General features: G+C 71.8%; 11 protein-coding genes. 5 read left to right on the top strand and 6 right to left on the bottom strand.

Translation table 11 applies throughout. The features are described from left to right. Positions 1-5: 5 nt before the first annotated feature. Positions 6-1,898, bottom strand: coding sequence for a Hint domain-containing protein (locus tag D7Y04_RS17895; RefSeq protein ID WP_121760101.1), 1,893 nt, complete (start codon positions 1,896-1,898; stop codon positions 6-8). 224 nt (positions 1,899-2,122) lie between these two features. Here D7Y04_RS17895 and D7Y04_RS17890 point away from each other — a divergent pair, with 224 nt between their 5' ends. The 4 genes from D7Y04_RS17890 to D7Y04_RS17875 all read left to right on the top strand — a co-directional run bounded on the left by D7Y04_RS17890 (position 2,123) and on the right by D7Y04_RS17875 (position 11,082). After that, positions 2,123-3,973, top strand: coding sequence for an OPT family oligopeptide transporter (locus D7Y04_RS17890; RefSeq protein WP_121760100.1), 1,851 nt, complete (start codon positions 2,123-2,125; stop codon positions 3,971-3,973). A gap of 15 nt (positions 3,974-3,988) precedes the next feature. Further along, positions 3,989-7,969 carry a serine/threonine-protein kinase gene (locus D7Y04_RS17885; RefSeq protein WP_121760099.1) on the top strand — a complete coding sequence of 1,327 codons (3,981 nt, stop codon included), beginning with the start codon at positions 3,989-3,991 and terminating at the stop codon, positions 7,967-7,969. 119 nt (positions 7,970-8,088) lie between these two features. Further along, positions 8,089-9,663, top strand: coding sequence for a hypothetical protein (locus tag D7Y04_RS17880; protein WP_120598483.1), 1,575 nt, complete (start codon positions 8,089-8,091; stop codon positions 9,661-9,663). A gap of 3 nt (positions 9,664-9,666) precedes the next feature. Next, complete coding sequence (locus D7Y04_RS17875) at positions 9,667-11,082, top strand: serine/threonine-protein kinase (RefSeq protein WP_121760098.1); 1,416 nt, start codon at positions 9,667-9,669, stop codon at positions 11,080-11,082. A 6-nt stretch (positions 11,083-11,088) separates the two neighbouring features. On the opposite strand, the gene D7Y04_RS17870 is transcribed toward D7Y04_RS17875, so the two are convergent. The 5 genes from D7Y04_RS17870 to D7Y04_RS17850 all read right to left on the bottom strand — a co-directional run bounded on the left by D7Y04_RS17870 (position 11,089) and on the right by D7Y04_RS17850 (position 16,299). Continuing rightward, entirely contained in the window at positions 11,089-12,504 is a 1,416-nt protein-coding gene (locus D7Y04_RS17870) for a sigma 54-interacting transcriptional regulator (RefSeq protein ID WP_370457135.1), read from the bottom strand. A gap of 87 nt (positions 12,505-12,591) precedes the next feature. Further along, positions 12,592-13,389 carry a ZIP family metal transporter gene (locus D7Y04_RS17865; protein ID WP_121760097.1) on the bottom strand — a complete coding sequence of 266 codons (798 nt, stop codon included), beginning with the start codon at positions 13,387-13,389 and terminating at the stop codon, positions 12,592-12,594. Positions 13,390-13,492: 103 nt separating this feature from the next. Further along, complete coding sequence (locus D7Y04_RS17860) at positions 13,493-14,473, bottom strand: HEAT repeat domain-containing protein (protein ID WP_120580073.1); 981 nt, start codon at positions 14,471-14,473, stop codon at positions 13,493-13,495. After that, complete coding sequence (locus tag D7Y04_RS17855) at positions 14,473-15,639, bottom strand: HEAT repeat domain-containing protein (RefSeq protein WP_121760096.1); 1,167 nt, start codon at positions 15,637-15,639, stop codon at positions 14,473-14,475. The genes D7Y04_RS17860 and D7Y04_RS17855 overlap by 1 nt, the downstream gene beginning before the upstream one ends. Before the next feature lie 114 nt (positions 15,640-15,753). Continuing rightward, on the bottom strand, positions 15,754-16,299 hold the full coding sequence (locus D7Y04_RS17850) for a peptidase M23 (protein ID WP_120598488.1): 546 nt from the start codon (positions 16,297-16,299) through the stop codon (positions 15,754-15,756). Between the two features lie 277 nt (positions 16,300-16,576). On the opposite strand from D7Y04_RS17850, the gene D7Y04_RS17845 reads away from it, so the two are divergent. Next, the gene (locus D7Y04_RS17845) at positions 16,577-18,094 is read left to right on the top strand and encodes a M91 family zinc metallopeptidase (RefSeq protein ID WP_120598489.1); all 1,518 of its coding nucleotides are present in this window, start codon (positions 16,577-16,579) and stop codon (positions 18,092-18,094) included. Positions 18,095-18,103: the final 9 nt, after the last annotated feature.

Below are 18,103 nucleotides of genomic sequence, written 5' to 3'. Positions count from 1 at the left end.
GCCGCTTAGCGGCGGCTGTTCAGGTAGTCCGCGTGCCACGCGGCGGGCAGCACGGCCAGCACATTCGAGGCGACGGGCTGGTGCTTCTCACGCGCCAGGTCCGTCTGCATGCGCGCGTCACCCACCAGGAAGCCGTTGGCGATGAGCGTGTGCTCCTTCGCGCCCACGTCCAGCAGCTCCGTGTCCGTGCCCAGGGTCAGGTTGTAGACCTGGCCCTTGAAGGGCACGCGCTCCACGGAGGCCAGCGTCGCCTCGCCGTTCTTCGTCAGCAGCACGTCGCCCACCGCGAGCTCGCCCGCCGTCACGACGCCTCGGGTGCGGCTGACCATGGGGTGGGTGTTGGTGACGAGCACGTCCTGGCCCTTGCCCGCCTTCAGGCGGACCATCGGCTGGGACTCGGTGCCCTTCGTCACGGTGGTGACGGTGAGGGCGCGGCCGTCCGCGTTCGACAGCACGCGGTCACCGACCTTCACGGACTCCACGGGGACGGACTTGCCGTCCGCGCGCAGCACGCGCGTGCCCGCCGCGAGGCAGCTGTTCTTGAAGTCCAGCACCGCCAGCCGGCGGAAGCCCACGCGCGTCACCGGGCTGAAGCCGCCACCCGAGCGCGGGCACGTCGCGTTCACCGTGGTGAAGGCCTGCATCGCCACGTCCTGCTCGTTGGCCAGGCAGTCCGTGCCCAGGTCCATCAGTCCGTTGAAGGGAATGCTGGACGCGTCCAGGCCCGTGCCCAGCGGCAGGCTGCCCGTGAGCACCACCGTGCCCGGCGTGGTCGCCGCGACGTTCTTCACCTTGCAGCGGCCGCCCGCGCTCAGGAGGACGATGTTCACCTCGCTCTTCACCGTCGTCACGGTGCAGTTGGCCGGCAGGCCCGTCACGTAGGAGCCCTGCGCCGGCAGGTACAGCTTGGCCGCGTTGAACGCGCCCGGCGTGGGCCAGTAGGCCGTCGTGTCCGGCAGCCACTTCTTCGCGGTCACGGACTGCTGGGCATTCACCGCCGCCACGCCCGTGTAGCCGCCGGCGAAGGCGATGATGTTGCCGGCCGCGTCCTTCTTCGCCAGCGTGTAGTCGCAGTCCAGCGCGCCCGTCGCGGAGCCGCGCTCCAGGCAGGTGCGGATGGCGTTGCCCGGCAGGCCCGTGCCGATGAGCTCGCGCGGGTGGTCGAAGTTCAGGCCCGGCGGCAGCAGCAGCACCGTGGTGTCCGCGGTGGAGTAGAAGGTCTCCATCCGGCCGCTGGCCTCGTCATAGGCCATGCCCACCGAGTCGTAATACAGGACCCGGTCCGGACCCGCGTCCAGCACCACGTTCAGCGGATCCGTCTCCAGCGTCTTGACCAGGTAGTCCTCCGTGGCCGTCGTGGCCAGCAGCTGGAAGTCCTGGCGGTCCGGCGTCGTGGAGTACGCGTTGAAGTCCACGTAGGAGTAGTCCGCCCCGCCCGCGCAGGTGAGGTAGCCCGAGCCCTGGAACGTCGTCTCCCCGTTGCCGTGCGCAATCTCCTCCAGCGGCAGCAGGTGGCCGCACCACTCGGGGGTGGTGGTCTGCGCCTTCACATTGCCGGACGCCTTCTCCGCCAGCACGCGCTCGCGCTGCAGCGACAGGCTGGAGAACAGGCGCGGGGAGTTGGCCGGGGTGTTGCCCGCCGCCTCCAGGCGCTTCATCAGGAAGGCGTACTGATCCGCGTCGCCCAGGTCGAGCGGCATCTGGGTGCCATCCGCGTGCTGCTGCTTCCACTGCGCGTACAGCTTCGACATCTTCAGCGAGTCGTGGGCCCGGTCCTGGCGCACGGCGGCCGTCGGCGCTTCGCGCGTGGGCTCGGCCGTGCAGCCGGCCATGAGGGGAGTCGAGAACACCATCGCCGTCAGGGCGAGGCGCTTCCAGCTGGGGGTGACGTGGAGCATCGGGGAACTCCGCGAACCGGACGCCTTCTCACCATGAGTATTGGCTCGGTTCACATTGAGTATGTATCCGATAGTCCGTGATGTCCCACGAAATCAGGTTGGAGTCTGTGACATCCGCGTGCCTGTGATTGTGCGGGCGGGGACGACAGGGATTGAAACATCCCAGGTCATGACGGGGCGGGGATGTAGCGCGGGAGGGTGCGAACGGAGAGGATGGGCGGCCCATGCCGGCCCCCGCCCCCCGAGCCGTCCCCGCCGGGGACGCGCCCACCGACGCCTCGCTGACGCTGCTGCGCATCCCCGGCACGACGCAGGCGGAGGTGGACACCTACTGGCTCACGCGCGTGTACCAGGGCGACCGGCTGCCCCAGCTCACCCTGCGCGCGGTGCTCCTGGGCGCGGGGCTGGGTGTGCTCACCTGCGCCACCAACCTCTACGCGGGCCTGAAGACGGGCGTGGCGTTCGGCGTGGCCGTCACTGCCGCGCTGCTCGCCTCCGCGACGCATGGGGCGCTCCGGCGCTTGAGCCCCCGCGTTGCCGGGAGCCCGTTGTCCCTGCTGGAGCTGGGATGCGCGCAGACGGTGGCGTCGTCGGCGGGGTACGCGACGGGCGGCGCGCTCGTGTCGGTGCAGGGGGCGTGGTTGTTGACGACGGGGCACCACCTGCCCGGGATGACGCTGCTGGCGTGGACGTTCCTGTTGTCCGCGCTGGGCGTCCTGTTCGCGGTGCCGTTCAAGCGGCAGCTGGTGGATCGGGAGCAGCTTCCGTTCGCGTCCGGGACGGCCGCGGCGGCGACGGCTCGCGCGCTGCATTCGGGAGGGGAGGCGGCGGGGCCGCGGCTGCGCATGCTGGGCGTGGGCGGGCTGATCGCGGGCGTGTTGACGCTCGCGCGCGATGGCTTCGGGCGCTTGCCCTATGCGTATGCGTTTCCCGGGACGCTGGGGGGCGTGTCGCTGGAGCGGTTGGGGTTCGCGCTGGAGACGGGGTTGATGCCGGTGGGCGGCGGCGCGCTGCTGGGCGTGCGCGTCACCGCGTCCATGTGGTTGGGGGCGCTCTTCGTCCATGGCGTCGTCGCGCCCCGGTTGATGGCGGCGGGCGTGGTGGCTCCTGATGGGGACTTCCTCGCGTGGGCGCTGTGGCCGGGCGCGGCGGCGCTCACCACCGCGTCGCTCTTGCAGTTCGCGCTCCAGGCCCGCGTGTGGGGCCGGGCGCTGCGGGGGCTGCGCGGGCCGCGTCAGGCGCCGCATCCCATTGAAGCGCTCCAGGTGCCCGGGCGGTGGTGGGTGGCGGGGATGCTGGTGCTGACGCCCGCGACGGTGGCGTTGGCGCGGGTGGGCTTCGACGTGCCGGTGCCGCACGCGCTGCTCGCGGTGGCGCTGTCGTTCGTGCTGTGTCTCATCTCCTGTCGTGTCACGGGGGAGACGGACATGAGCCCCGTGGGTGCGCTGGGGCAGGTGACGCAGCTCACGTATGGCGTGCTGCTGCCCGGAGATGTGCGCGCGAACCTGGCGACGGCGGGCATCACGGTCAACGCGGCGTCCTCCTCCGCGGACCTGCTCACGGACCAGAAGGCAGGGCATCTGCTGGGCGCGGATCCACGCCGCGTGTTCCTGGCGCAGCTGTTGGGGTGCGTCGTGGGGGCGCTGGTGGTGGTGCCGCTGTTCTACCTGCTGGTGCCGGAGCCCTCCGTGCTGGGTTCGGAGCGCTTTCCGGCGCCGGCCGCGACGATGACGGCGGGTGTGGCGCAGGTGCTGGCGTCAGGGCTGGATGCCGTCTCGGCGGACCTGCGGATCGCCATGGCCTGGGCCGCGGGCGCGGCGGCCGTTCTCACGCTGGGCGAGCAGGCGCTGCCCGAGCGCTTCCGCCGCTGGACGCCCTCGGCGGTAGGGATGGGGCTGGCGTGTCTGCTACCTGCCTCCACCTGCCTGGGGTTCTTCCTGGGCGGGCTGGGGTGGGAGCTGGCCCGACGGTGGAGGCCCGCGTCGGAAGGGCCGGGCGTGACGCTGGCGGCCGGGCTCATCGCGGGCGAGGGGCTGGTGGGGGTGGGCATCGTGCTGGCGCGGGCGCTCTGGTAGCCTCCGGGCATCCGCATGCGCTGTCCGGTCTGCCACCGCCGCCTCGCTCCGGGCGCGGCGTGTCCCGTGAATGGCGTCGCCGCCGGGTCCGGTCTCCCCCTGGAGCCGCTGGCGATTCCTGACGTCCCCGGCCTGTCCGGTGCCGCCCTGTTGGGAGTGGGGGGCTTCGCCCACGTCTTCACCGCGGTGCGCGAGTCGGACGGCCGCGAGGTGGCGCTCAAGGTGGGACTGGGGCCGCACCATGCGCGCTTCGCCCACGAGGCGGAGGCGCTCCGGCGCGTCGGGCCGCCCACGGTCCCTGAAGTGCTGGAAGAGGGGCGGGTGGGGGGCAGGCCCTTCCTGGTGCAGGAGTTGTTGCGAGGGCAGACGCTCGCGGCGTGGATGGCGGCGCTGCCAGGCACGGGCGCGGCGTCCGTGGCGCGGGTGCGGGAGCTGCTGACGGGGCTGTGTCCGGCGGTGGCGCGCGTGCACGCGGTGGGAGTCGCGCACCGGGACCTCAAGCCGGAGAACATCTTCCTGCGCGAAGGTGGCGCGCTGAGCCTGCTGGACTTCGGGCTCGCGCGATGGATGGACGCGGGGCCGACGGAGGCGGCGGGCAACCGCGCGGGCACGACGGTCTACATGTCGCCGGAGCAGTGCCTGGACGCGCGCGAGGCAGGCCCGGCGGCGGACCTCTACGCGTTGGGCGTCCTGCTCTTCGAACTGCTCACGGGAACACCGCCGTTCCACGGCACTCCGGACGAGGTGCGCGAAGGCCACGTGAGCCAGCGTCCGCCACGCGTGTCGGAGCGGGCGCAGGTTCCGGGGGCGCTGGACGCGGTGGTGGCGCGGTGTCTGGCCAAGGAGCCGGCGGAACGGTACGCGAGCGCGGAGGAGCTGCTGGCCGCGTTCGAGGCCGCGTGCGCGGAAGGACCTTCGCTGCCAGGTGTCGTCGGGGCGAGGGATGCGCGGTCGGCGCAGGCGCTGGTGACGTTCGCGGGCGCGCGTCCGGTGGCGGTGCTGGGGCTGCGCACGGCCGCGTCGGTGGAAGGGCTGGCGGCCACGCTGGAGCCGTTCGGCGGAGTGCTGGCGCGGGTCTCGGCGGGGGGCTACGTGCTCGTCTTCTGCGAGTCGTTGTCTGCGGAGGCGAACGTGCGCGCGGGCGCGCTCGCGGCACGGCGGTTGGTGGAGTCCGGAGAGGCCTCCGCGGTCCTGCACGTCGCGGTGTTGTACGTGCATCCCGGCACCACGTTGCCGCGCATCGCGGGTGCCGCGCTGGAGCGGCCGGAGACGTGGTGGGGAAGGGCGCTCGCGCAGGGCGAAGTGCGGGTGACACCGGAGGCGGTCGCAAGGCTGGAGCCCGGGTGGATCGAGCCCGTCAGCAAGCCTGACGACATCGAAGCCTCACCTGGGATTCGTGAGCCTGACGCACGGGAGGAACAGCGTCCCGAGAGCATCGGAACCGCGGCAGAGCAGGGGAACGAAGGAGACGCTCGCCCTGTGGTGCGGGAGTCCGCGAGCCGCGAGTCCACGCATTCGCAAGCGGTCGCGGGGGGTGCACGCGCGGCGCCTCCGCGACTCGTGGATGCCGAGAGCGAGAACGGGGCGGTCTTCCGTCTGCGCCTCCATGACGAGGACGGAGCTCGCGCTGATGGAGAGCCTCCTCCGTTCGTGGGCCGCGACGCTCTGCTGGACGCACTGGTCTCGGACGCGGCGCGGAGCCTGTCGTCCTCGGCACCGGGCCTGGGCGTGCTCACCGGTGAGGTGGGGCATGGCAAGTCACGGTTGCTCAAGGCGCTCGCGCTCCAGTTGGAGTCCACGGGCCATGCCCGGGTCGTCCGTCTCCGCGCGCCGCCACCGGATGCGTCGCTGTCCAACGCCCTGCTGGATTCGCTGCGCGCCGTCGCGGGCCGTCCGTCCGCGGAGCCCCGCATCCTGGCCGAGGCCCTCGTCGCCCAGGCCCGTGAAGCCCCGCTCGTGCTGTTGCTGGATGATGCCCACCTCGCGGATCCCCTGAGCCTGGATGTGCTCGAGCGCGCCACGCTCGAAGGACCGCGGGCGTCCCTTTGGATCTGCGTCGCCGGACGTCCTTCGCTGCTGGGCCTGCGTCCCCACCTGGGCGAGCGCAGCGCCCACGTCTCACGCCACACGCTGCCGCCCCTGCCTCCGGAAGCCAGCCGTGCGGTGCTCGTCCACCTGCTGCGTCCGGCGGAGCACATCCCTGAGCCCGTGCTCGCGCGCCTGGAACTCCTGGCGCAGGGCGTGCCCCTGTCCCTCGTCGAACTGGCCCGTGCGCTCCGTGCCGCCGGAGCCCTGCGTTCGGCGCCGGGTGGTGGATGGTACGTCGCGCCGGACGCGCTGCTGGACGTCTCCGTCACGCCGCTGTTCGAACGACTGGCCCCACGTGTGCTCGCGGGCCTACCGGAAGCCCACCGTGTTCTCGCGCGGCTGTGCGCGGTGCTCGGCACGGAGGTGGACGTCGCACGCGTGGACGCGGCCCTACGCCACCTGACCGCGGGACCGGAGCTGTCGCGAGCCGCCGCGCTGGACGCGGGCGCGGGCCTGCAACGACTGACCCGCGCGGGCCTCCTGCGTCCCACCAGCCCGGGCCGCTTCGCCTTCCGTCACCCGCTCCTGCGCGAGGCCCTGGAAGCCCTGCTGCCTCCCGCGCCCCGCCGCGCGCTGCACGCCGCCGCGCTCAAGGCCAGCGTGGGCGACGACGTGGCCGAACGCCGCCGCCGTGCGCACCACGCGGCCGTCTGCGGCGCCCACCAGGAAGCCTCGCGCGACTACCTGTCGCTGGCCGAGGAGGCCCGCTCCGGTCACCTGCCCGTGGAAGCGGAGCAGCACTACACGCGCGCGCTCGCGCTCCTTCCGGAGTCCGATGACGCGCGTCGGGCCCAGGCGCTCGCGGGACGAGGCAAGGTCCGGCACCGCCTCCAGCGCTTCCGGGAGAGCCTCGCGGACCTGTCCGCCGCGCGCGCCCTGGCCCGCATCCGGGGCGACGCCGCGCTCGAAGTGGACCTGCTGTTGGAGGAAGCCACCGCGCGCGACTGGATGGAGGACTCGGATGGCTCCGCCGTCTGCACGCGCGAAGCGCTCGACGCCATCGAGCCCCTGGACGCGCCGCGCCTGTCCCTTCGCTGTGGTCTGGCCCGGGGCCGCCTTCACGTGCGTCAGGGCGAATGGGCCGCCGCGGCCCGCGTGCTCACCTCCACCGCCGAAGGCTCCGAGCGTGCCCGGGACCACGAGACGCTGGTCGTGTCGCTGGCCCTGCTGGGCTCCGCGCTCACCTTCCTGGACCGCGCGCCGGAAGCCGCCGAACGCTTCGACGAAGCCCTGGAGCGCTGCGAGGCCGCGGGCGACGGACTCCACAAGGCCGCCGTGCTGTGCAACCGCGTCCTCTTGTGGCTCCGCCAGGGAGACGTGCCCCGCATGGAAGCGGACCTGCGTCGCGCCATGGCGCTGGGCCGCGAGCTGGCCCACGCGCAGATGGAGCGCTGGTCCACCTTCAACCTGGCGGAGGTCCTCTACATGCAGGGCCGCCTGGACGAAGCGCTCCCCCTCGCGCAGCGCGCGCATGAGTTGGGCGTGCGCTTCTTCCGCGAACACCCCGTGCCCGTGGACGCGCTGCTCATCGCCCGCATCCAGGCCGCCGCGGGAGACGAGGCAGCGGCAGCCCGCCAGCTCGCCTGGATTTCGGAGCGCTGTCCGCCGGAATCCCTGCCACCCACCGCCATCATGCGACGGCTGGTGGAGCTCCAGGTCCATCAACAGACCGCCGGCGCCTTCCGCGAGACGGACTGGGCCGCGCTCCACACCGAAGCGGACGCGCTGGCCTCACCGGATGAGAAGGCGGAGATTCTCCTGCAGGCCACCGCCATCGCGCGTCGCACGGGCGCCATGGAAGAAGCCCGTGCGTGGCTCGAACGCGCCGGCCCGGCCGTGGCGGAAGCCCCACTGTGGTCTACGCGTTTCCACGCATTGCGTGCCGCGCTCGCACCCTCAGCGCTGTAACGGGAACCGTTACACGGTGCCGCGCACGTAACCTTTCACGCTACAGGGAGACAAGAAGGCCGCGCCTGGGGTTTCCTTCCCTTCCCGTTTCCGAATCCTACCCAAGGAGTGTTCGCGCGATGGCCTCCTCCGTCCTCCGAGTCCCCTGGTGTTTCCTGTTGCTGGCCCTGACCGGCTGCGAACCCGCGCTCCCGGAAGACACCACCGCCAGCGACGATTCCGACGTCGTGCTCGGCACGAGCAAGGCGGACATCCGCATCGCCAACTCGCTCACGACGCGGGAGCTGGTGCTCAACGCCATCGCCGCGAACCACGACGCCAACGCGGCCCTGTCCACGAACTCGCTGGAGTCCCTCTTCGACCCGGACGTGATGAGCCCCGGCATGGGCACTGCGCTCATCAACAACCAGCTCCGCGACCCCTACGCGCAGCGCTTCATGGCGTACCTGGTGAGCTGTGCGTTGGACGAAGGGGAGACGCTCGAATACCTCAACCCCTTCCAACCCTCCGGCTCTCAGCGCAGTGAATGGGCTGGCTCCGCGGGCCTCTGTCCGTGGTGGCGCACGCAGGCGCCGGGAGAAGCGTGCCTCCGGCGCGTGACGGCGTGCCTCCTGTCGCGCAACAACGGCCTGGGCTACCGCGTGGAGCTGTCCATGCGCGGGGAGATCCACGAGCCCGACCTCTCCATCGCGCAGCCGTTCTCGCTGGACGCGTGGACGGCGCCGCTGGAGCACGTGCCGGCCACGACCGCGTCCGTGAACAGCGCCGTGCCGTGCGACGCGCAGACGGTGGGAGCGGATCGGAACTGCGGCTGGAAGATGCACTCGGTGGGGTGGTGCCCGGCGGGGCAGACCATCTCCGTGGGTGCGGGCGGCCCGGCGGTCTGCCCGTCCGGGACGCCGCTGGGCTCCAGCGGCGAAGCACGCATGGTGCTGCGCGTGTGCCGGGGCATCGCCGGCTGCGACAAGACGGACGCGCGCCACGTGGAGTCCAGCCAGGGGTGCGTGCCGGAGTCCACGGACCCCTCGTCCTCCACGGACACGGACCCCTCCGTGAACTTCACCTGCCCCGTGTCGGGTGGGTACTTCACGGTGATGACCGCGCCCTGGGACAGCGACGCGGAGGGCACGGCGACCGTGGGCGTCTCGGCGGGAGTGCAGGCGCCGCTCTCCGAGCGCGCCGTGTACCGGGTCCGCGAGGGTGCCTTCTACGGCAACCTCTTCGGCAGGGACGCGCTCCGCGACGACATCAACGTGACGGTGACGTTGGTGAAGGGAGAGAAGGACCGCTACACCATCAACCGTCCGAAGGGCCGCCAGTCGAAGCCCGTCTTCAAGGACCTCTACTCCTGCTACGACCCGGGCTGGGTGTACGGCCGGGCCTACGCGACCTACCGCGTGTGCGCGCTGCCGGGCACGCAGGAGGACTGCGCGGCCACCGTGACAGGGCCGTGCTGGGACCCCGACCCGAGGGTCCCCCATCAGTGTGAGACGCAGGATGGCCCGCTGCTGGCGGGCGACGGCGACTTCGAGTCCTGTCGGGACACATCCAACCAGCCCTGGGAGGAGCCCGTCACCGTCTACCTCAACGGCGCATGCGACCTGGTGGATGCCCAGCACATCGAGCTGTGCAAGCGCTGGACGGAGCCTCCTCCGCCCATTGAGAGCTCACGGGGCGGTTCGGGCAAGCGCTAGCCCATGGCGGGCAATGGCGAGGAGGCCCTCTACGGCGAGGAGCTGCGGCCCGGCGCGCTCGTGGGCGAGTGGGTCGTGGACCGCGTCCAGGTCCACGGCCCCGTGTCCGCGCTGTACCGGGCGCGGCACGCGCAATCCGGAGTGCCCGCGGCGCTGAAGGTGCTGCACCCGCAGGTGGCCGCGGCGGCGGTGGCGCTGCGGCGCTTCCGTCGTGAAGCCGCCACGCTGCAGCGCCTGCGCCACCCGCACATCGTCACGGTGCTGGGGTACGGCGAGCTGTCGGACGGCCGGCCCTTCATCGCCATGGAGTGGCTGGAGGGGCAGGACCTGGCGGCGGAGCTGGCCACGCGCGGGCCCCTGTCCCCGCGCGAGGTGCTGGAGGTGATGGAGCAGGTGGGCGCGGCGCTGCGAGTGGCGCACGCGGCGGGAGTGGTGCACCGCGACCTGAAGGTGCAGAACGTGGTGCGGCTCGCGCCGGGGCGCGGTGGCCCCGCCGTGAAGCTGGTGGACTTCGGCGTGGCGAAGGGGCTGGTGCCGGGCGCGCCGGGCAGCTCGTCGCTCACGCACACCGGCGTGGTGCTGGGCACGCCGTTGTCCATGGCGCCGGAGCAGATCCGCGGCGAGGTGCCGGACGCGCGCACGGACCTGTACGCCGCGGGCGTGCTGCTCTTCCAACTGCTCACGGGCATGCCGCCCTTCCAGGGCACCACTCGCCACGAGGTGGAGCAGCAGCACCTGCACGCGCCGCCGCCCCGCCCCGGAGAGCACGCGCCGGTGTCCGCCGCGCTGGACGCGGTGGTGCTGCGGTGTCTGCGCAAGGCGCGCGAGGAGCGCCACCCGGACGTGGACGCGCTCCTGGAGGACCTGCGGGGCGCGGTGCTGGGAGGCGCGGCACCGGTGGCCGTCCCCCGCGCGGTGGGGCTGTACGTGGAGGCCCGGCTGACAGGAGAACCGGACCCCGCGGCGATGGAGGACCTGGACGCGGGCCTGGAGCGCGCGAGCACGCTGGCGCGCGAGGCCGGCATGGAGGTGCGGGTGATGGGCGGCGCGTGCCTGCTCGCCGTGGCCAGCCTTCCAGACGACGTGCGACGCGAGCGGGAGCTGCGGGCGCGGGTGCTGGACGTGGGGCTCGCGCTGACGGGGAAGGGCAGCTCCACCGCGCGCCTGCACGTCACCGTGCATGTGGACCGGCTCACGTCGCGGGAAGAGGCTCACGGTTGGACGGAAGCCAGTGCTTCCGCGTGGGACGCGGCGGGCGGGGAAGGGGGCCTGCTCCACCTGCCCGGCTGGGTGCGGGAGGACGGAGAAGCGGCCACGCCCATCGTCACCAGCCCGGCGCTGCGGGGACTGGAAGCGGACTTCGTCGTCAGTCCCGTGCCGGATGCCCCCGAGCGCTGGAGGCTCTCCTCCCGGCGCTGAAGCCGCCTACGGCTTGATGCCGTGCCTTCGCAGCAGCCGGTAGAAGTGCACGCGGTCCATGCCGGCGGTGACGGCGGCCTGGGCCACCTTGCCCTGGTGCTTCTCCAGGAGCGCCCGCAGGTATCGCCGCTCGAAGTCGTCCACCACGCGCCGGCGCTGCTCCGCGTACGGCCGCGACAGGTCCAGCTCCAGCGGGCTGCCCTCCGGGCGAGAGTCCTCCTCCGCCAGGGGCAGCGCGTCCTCGAACACCAGGCAGCGCTCCAGGTGGTTGCGCAACTCACGCACGTTGCCCGGCCACGCCGCGTGCCTCAGTCGCGACAGGAACTCCGGCGTGCGCAGCGCGCCCGTGCGCTCCGGGTCCGCGCCCAGCGACGCCAGGATGCCCGACACCAGCATGGACAGGTCCTCCGGCCGCTGACGCAGCGAAGGCATGGCGATGCGCAGCACCGCGAGCCGGAAGAACAGGTCGGAGCGGAAGCGGCCCGCGTTCACCTCCGCGCGCAGGTCGCGGTGCGTGGCCGCGATGAGCCGCACGTCCACCGGCTGGTACGTGTTGCTGCCCACCCGGCGGATCTCCCGGTTCTCCAGCACGCGCAAGAGCTTGGGCTGCAACTCCGGGGGCAGTTCGCCAATCTCGTCCAGGAAGACAGTGCCGCCGTCGGCCTCCTCGAAGACGCCCGCGCGCCGGCTCACCGCGCCGGTGAAGGAGCCCTTCTCGTGGCCGAACAGCTCACTCTCCAGGATGTGCGCGGGGATGGCGCCGCAGTCCACCACCAGGAACGCCGCGTCCTTGCGCCGGCTGGCCTGATGGATGGCGAGCGCCGCCTGGCTCTTGCCCGTGCCCGTCTCTCCCTCCAGCAGCACCGTGACGTCGCGCGCGGAGGCCCGCTCCATCATCGCGAAGCAGCCGCGCATGGCCACGGACGTGCCCACGAGCGTGCCGAAGCGCGTCAACTCCGACAGGGGCAGCCGGTTGCTCTCCGCGCTGAAGTCGAAGCGCAGCACCACGCGGCCCAGCCGCAGCAGGCTGCCGCTGCGCAGGATGCCCTCGACCACCTGAACGCCGTCCACGATGACGCCGTTGAGGCTGTCCAGGTCCTTCACCTGCGGGCCCTTGGGCCCGATGCGCACCTCGCAGTGGAAGCGCGACACGGTGGAGTCCTCCACCGCGAAGTCGTTGAGCGGATGTGAGCCCACCGAGCAGGTGTCCGCCGTGGACTCCCACACCATGCCCGCGCCCGGGCCCTCCACCACGGACAGGCGGAAGCGGCGCACCGTGGGCAGGTCCCCCGGACGGCGGGCCTGCTCGTACGGCAGCGTCACGTGGAGCGCGGCCTCCTGCCCCTCCTCGTCCAGGTGGGCGCCCTTGTCCTTCGACTCCCCGGGGGTCCCGTCGACGCGGGTTCGATCCGACACAGACATGCACCTGAAACTACCACGTCCGGGCCACACGGGGCGGGGCAGCCGGGTGTCCTGCAGGACACAGACGCGGTGCGCGCACGCAAAGCGTCAGCTCAGCGTCACGTCCAGGAACATCATCAGCACGAAGCCCACCATCAGCCCGGCGGTGGCCTCCTTCGCGTACTCCTGGCGGTGGCTTTCGGGGATCATCTCGTCGCTGACGACGTACAGCATGGAGCCGCCCGCGAACGCGAGCGCCCACGGCAGCACGCCTGACGCGAACGACGTGGCGAAGAAGCCCACCAGCGCGGCCGCGCCCTCCACCAGCCCCGTGTAGAGCGCCACCAGCACCGCCTGCTTGCGGCTGTACGCCACGCCCATCAGCGCCAGCGCGACGACGAAACCCTCCGGGATGTCCTGCAGGCCAATCCCCACCAGGATGGGCACGGCGATGGTCATGGAGCGGCTGCCCACGCCGGTGCCCACCGCCAGGCCCTCCGGGAAGTTGTGCAGCGCGATGGCCAGCACGAACAGCCAGATGCGCTTCAGGTTCGCCGCCTGCGCGTTGCCCTCCTGGCCCTTGATGAAGTGCTCGTGGGGGATGAAGCGGTTGCACAGGTGCAGGAACAGGCCGCCCACCAGCATGCTGCCGCCCACCACCAGCGCGGGGACGAAGCGCGACGTGGAGCGCTCCTCCGCCAGGTGGATGGCGGGCACGACGAGCGAGAAGGCCGTGGCCGCGAGCATCACGCCCGCGCTGAAGCCCATCAGCACGTCCTTGGTGCGCTGGGAGATGCCGCCCATGGCCAGGGCGGGCACGGCGCCCAGGCTGGTGGAGAGGATGGTGACGGCGCTGCCAACGAGCGCCAGTGCGAGGGTGGACGAGCCGAAACCGCTGTCGAACATGGCCCCCTCAACCTGCCGCTCTCCCTGCCGCCCGGCCACCTTTTCAGTGGGGCCCGGCGTGAAGGATGCCCGCCATGGAACAGCCGTTCCCCAGCGGACGCACTCAGGGCGACAAGCGCTGCTTCTCCCGCAGGATGAGGTGCCACTCCTGGAGGTTGCGCTGGAGCGCGGACAGCCACGCGTCGATTTCTGGATCCAGCCGCTTGTCCACGCCGCGCAGGGACTCCAGGAGCGGCCGGGCGCCGGACTGGCCCAGCCGCGCCAGCCCCTCCAGCGCCGACTTGCGCACCGCGAGGTCGCTGTCGCTCCGGTACAACGAGGTGAGCGAACGGCGAGCGCCCGCGGACTCAGAGCCCGGCACGCCGCCCAGCGCCTTCGCCGCCGCCGCGCGCAGGCCCGCGTTCTCCGAGCTCAGCTGTTGGGTGAGCTTGCGCACCACCTCCGGGCTCGCGGCCTCCATGGAGACCTCGCCCAGCAGGCGCGTGGCCAGCGCCGGGTCGTCCGTGGCCGAGGCGACCTTCACCGCTGCTTCCGCCAGCTCCGGGTTGTGGCCGAAGTAGATGCCCGCGCTCTCCGTCACCAGGTTCTCCACCACCGCCTGGCGCACCTCCGGCGCGCTGTCGCGCACGAGCTGCTCGTAGGTGACGACGTCGCCGTTCTTCGCCATGAACTCCACCGACGGCGAGCCCTGGAACGCGCGCACCGCCGCCGCGCGCAGGCCGGGGTCCGCGTCCTGACTCGCGCGGGAGAGCAGTGGCTGGAGCAGCTCCGGCTTCTGCGCGTTGCTCGCCTTGGTGGCCAGCGCCGCGCCCACGGCCTCCAGCACGGCGGGGTCACGCTCCTGGCTCACAGCCCGGCCCAGGGCCTCCGGCGGCATGGCGATGGCGGCCTCCTTCAAACGCAGGCGTGCGTATTTGCGGTACGCGGGCGAGCCCGTCTTCATGGCCACGCGCACCTCGTCCAGCATTCCCTCCACCGTGCAGGCCGTCCGGGTGGGGACGGTAACGGGCGCGCCCTGCGCCAGGGCCAGTCCTGGCAGGAGCGACAGCCAGAGCACTCGGGCCTTCATCGTTCGCGAGCCCATCAGTGCGGCGCTCCTTCCTCGACCACGCAGTCGTGATGTTCCTTCTTGCCCATCCAGATGCGCGCGAAGTCCGTGGTGCCGGTGGCGTACAGCGCCTTGAAGTCCAGATAGTCCTGCCGCAGGCGTGGGTCCTTGCGCGCGAACTCCTCCACCAGGGGCAGTGCATCCGCGCCAGCCGCGCGCACCGCGAAGCGCAGGAAGGCCCAGCGCACGCACAGGTCATGCTCGCCGTCGAAGGCGGCGCGGTACGCGGCCAGGGCCTTCTGCGGGTCCTCGGTGACGGCGAGCCGGAAGGCGGCCATCTCGCGCACGTCGCGCTCCTTGTCGGTGCGCATCACCTTCGCCAGCGCATCGATGGAGTCCGAGTCGAGCAACGGGTCTGAGTACGAAGGCATCTCCAGCGCGAGCAGCCGGACCGCTGAGTCATCCGACGTGGTGCCGATGTCCAGCAGGTCCTTCCAATACGGCGCATACGTGCCGGTGCGCTCGTAGTCCTCCTTCATCACCCGGCCCAGCGTGCGCGTGGCCGTCCACGCGGCGGAATCGGCGGAGTCATCCATCGCGATGGCCTTGAGCCGCCCGCGCGTCTCCGGCGTGAAGCGGTGCTGCGTCTCCAGCGCGTCCAACGCGGAGGCGCGGTCCGGTGCGGCCAGCGTCTTGTCCTCGGCCACTGACACCAGCTTCTCCGTGACGCGCGGATGGCGCACGGCGGGCGAGGCCTTGAGGGCCTCCAGGTAGATGGCCGGCTCCGGTGGCGCGGAGTTCACCGCCCACGCCACCAGTTGCAGCGCGCGGTCCGGATCATTGCCCACCAGCTCCGTCAGGCGCTCCTGGAGGTAGGCCACCAGCGCGGTGTCGCGCGCCTGGATGGCGGCGGCCACGGCGGCGTGCAGCGACTCCATCGTCGCGGACCTGTCCAACGCCGCCAGCCCGTCCCAGCACCCGGGCATGGGAATCTCCTCGCGAGGTCCAGCGCGCGCGGTGGGCGGAGGCTCCCCGGTGGCGCCAGCTCCTGCGGCGGCCGTGGGCACGGAAGGAATCGCCGCGACGGGCAGCGAAGGACCGGCGTCAGCGCTCCCAGCCGAGCCCCGCCACCACACGACGCCCAGGGCGACGAGGAGGACGAGGCCAGCGAGCGCGACCTTGAAGAGTGGACGGGAGGTCATGTCGAAGGGAGCTCACGCGGAAGAGGAACGACGGGCGCACGCGCGCCGGACGTCGGAGACGTGAAGCCGGGCAGGGGACGTGCGGCCCCTGCCCGAGGACACCCGAACGCGGGGCTACAGCGTGGGAACGCCCAGCCTGTTGGTGCAGTTGGCGTTGGTGCCGCACGTGGTGCCGACGCTGGTGTACCAGGCCGACTTGCGCGTGCCGTACTGCCGGTTGTCCGCGTGAACGTGTGGGCCGGTGGCGCTGCCCGTGCCGCCCACGAGCCCCAGCGCGCAGCGGTCGCACGTCTTCGTGCCGGAGCTGACGTTGGCGTAGAAGTGCAGCTGGCGGAAGTCCCAGCCGCTCGCGCCGGACACCACGTAGTAGTTGCCCGCGCCGCCGTTGCAGGTGGAGCCGTAGCAGGCCGCCGCGCAGCCGCCGTAGTAGTAATAGTAGTAGTTGCCCACCAGCATGCCCCGGTGGTTCCACTCGCCGCAGGATCCGTTGCCGATATCCAGCGCCGTGTGGCTGCTCCCGGTGCAGTTGTAATAGGTGGTCGAGTTCACGTAGGCCGCCGGGTCACAGATGGGGCCGTTCGCCGTGGCCGCCACTCCTGGACTGGCCCACGCCGCGGCGGCCAAGGCCACCCCGGCGGACAGCAACGTCTTCAGCTTCATGCGGTGCTCCCTCCCGTCATCCACCCCCCGTTTCCCCGCGAATGGGGCAGGGGCGGTGAAGCTGTAATACACGAAATCCTTGAAACCATCTCGCGAATCGGGAATTGAGAAACACAACGATTCCAGGGGCTTCCGTGCCGCGCCGTGTCGTTCCGGGCTGGGCCACGCAACTGGCGGCAAACGTTCACGACAATCTGGAATGTCGGCGTTCTGCCGACCCTGGCGCCCCGTCGCCCGGACCCCTGGCCAGGTGTCTCCGTCACCTGGGAGAAGCGACATGACCACGATTGGCAAGCCCGGCTCGCGCACGACGTCCCCTGTCAGCACCCCGCAGCCGAAGACGCCCGCCCCGCCGGCGAAGCCCAACGCGGTGAAGGCCGCCGTCACGCAGCGGATGTCGGACGGCTTCGACTCCGGGCCTCGCGCGGGTTCACGTCCTCAGCTGTCGGAGGTCCGCACCACCGAGACGGCGGTGAAGAAGGACAAGGACGGCGGCGGCTTCCTGGGAGGTATCGCTTCGGGCATCGGTTCGGCCCTCGACAAGGTCGCCAAGGGCGTGGCGAAGGCGCTCGCGCCGCAGGTGAGCACGAACGCGGATGGGCGCACGGTGGTGGACCTGGGCGCGGGCAACAACACCGCGAAGGTGACGCAGAACAAGAACGGCGGGCTCACCATCACGTCCGGCAGCGACACGGTGAACCTCACCGCCGAACAGTCCAAGGGCGTCATCATCAACGGCGGCGCCGGCAACGACTCCATCACCGTGGACGCGAGCGTCACGCAGGACGTCACCCTGGACGGCGGTGACGGCGACGACAAGCTCACGGGCGGCGCGGGCAATGACACGCTCATCGGCGGCGCGGGCAACGACACCATCATCGGTGGCGAGGGCAAGGACACGCTGAAGGGCATGGACGGCGACGACTACCTGGAGGGCGGCGCGGGCGATGACCGCATCATGGGTGGCGAGGGCCGTGACGTGATGTACGGCCTGGACGGCAACGACTCCCTGTCCGGCGGCAAGGGCCGGGACTACATCGACGCGGGCGCGGGCAACGACCGGGCTTACGGCGGCGAGGGCGACGACCAGGTCATCGGCGGGCGCGGCGACGACACGCTGAGCGGCGGCGCGGGCAACGACGCGGTGGCGGGCGGCGCGGGCAAGGACACGGTCCGTGGCGGCACGGGCACGGACAAGCTCTACGTGGAGGAGGGCGAGACCACCGCCGACGCGGCCGAGGGCGAGCGTGAAATCGTCGACATGACGGACGCGGACCAGCGCGGCTCCTCCGTCTCAGTGACGGGCAGCGCGGAGTTCCAGGCGCGCGTGCAGTCGGACCTGGACGCGATGCGCTCGCTGCCTTCGGGCCAGGACCTGCTGCGCACGCTGGACGACAGCGGCAAGAAGACGGTCATCCGCGAGACGTCCAGCGGCAACAGCGCGGGCGGCACGAACTTCAACGACGGCTTCATGAACGCGGACGGCACGCCGGGCAAGGGCACGGACTCGCAGGTGAACTACAACACCACGCGCATCTCGCTGGGCAGCGAGGAGTGGATGAACCGCCCGCCCGTCGTGGGCCTGTTCCACGAGCTGGTGCACGCGTCGGACATGAACAACGGCACGCTGGCGCTGGGCTCCAAGGACGGCACGCGCAACCTGGAGACCTCCGCGGTGGGCCTGCCCATCGACCTGGACCAGGACCCGTCCACGCCGGACGTGGTGCAGGGCGGACGTCCCGGAGAGAACGTCCTGCGCGACGATCTGAACCTGCCGACCCGCCCGCGCTACTAGGATTCGGGG

Source organism: Corallococcus sp. AB038B, assembly GCF_003668955.1.
Classification (GTDB): Bacteria; Myxococcota; Myxococcia; order Myxococcales; family Myxococcaceae; genus Corallococcus; species Corallococcus exiguus.
The sequence above is the reverse complement of the archived record's forward strand: the minus strand, read 5'-3'. Positions and strand labels throughout refer to the sequence as shown.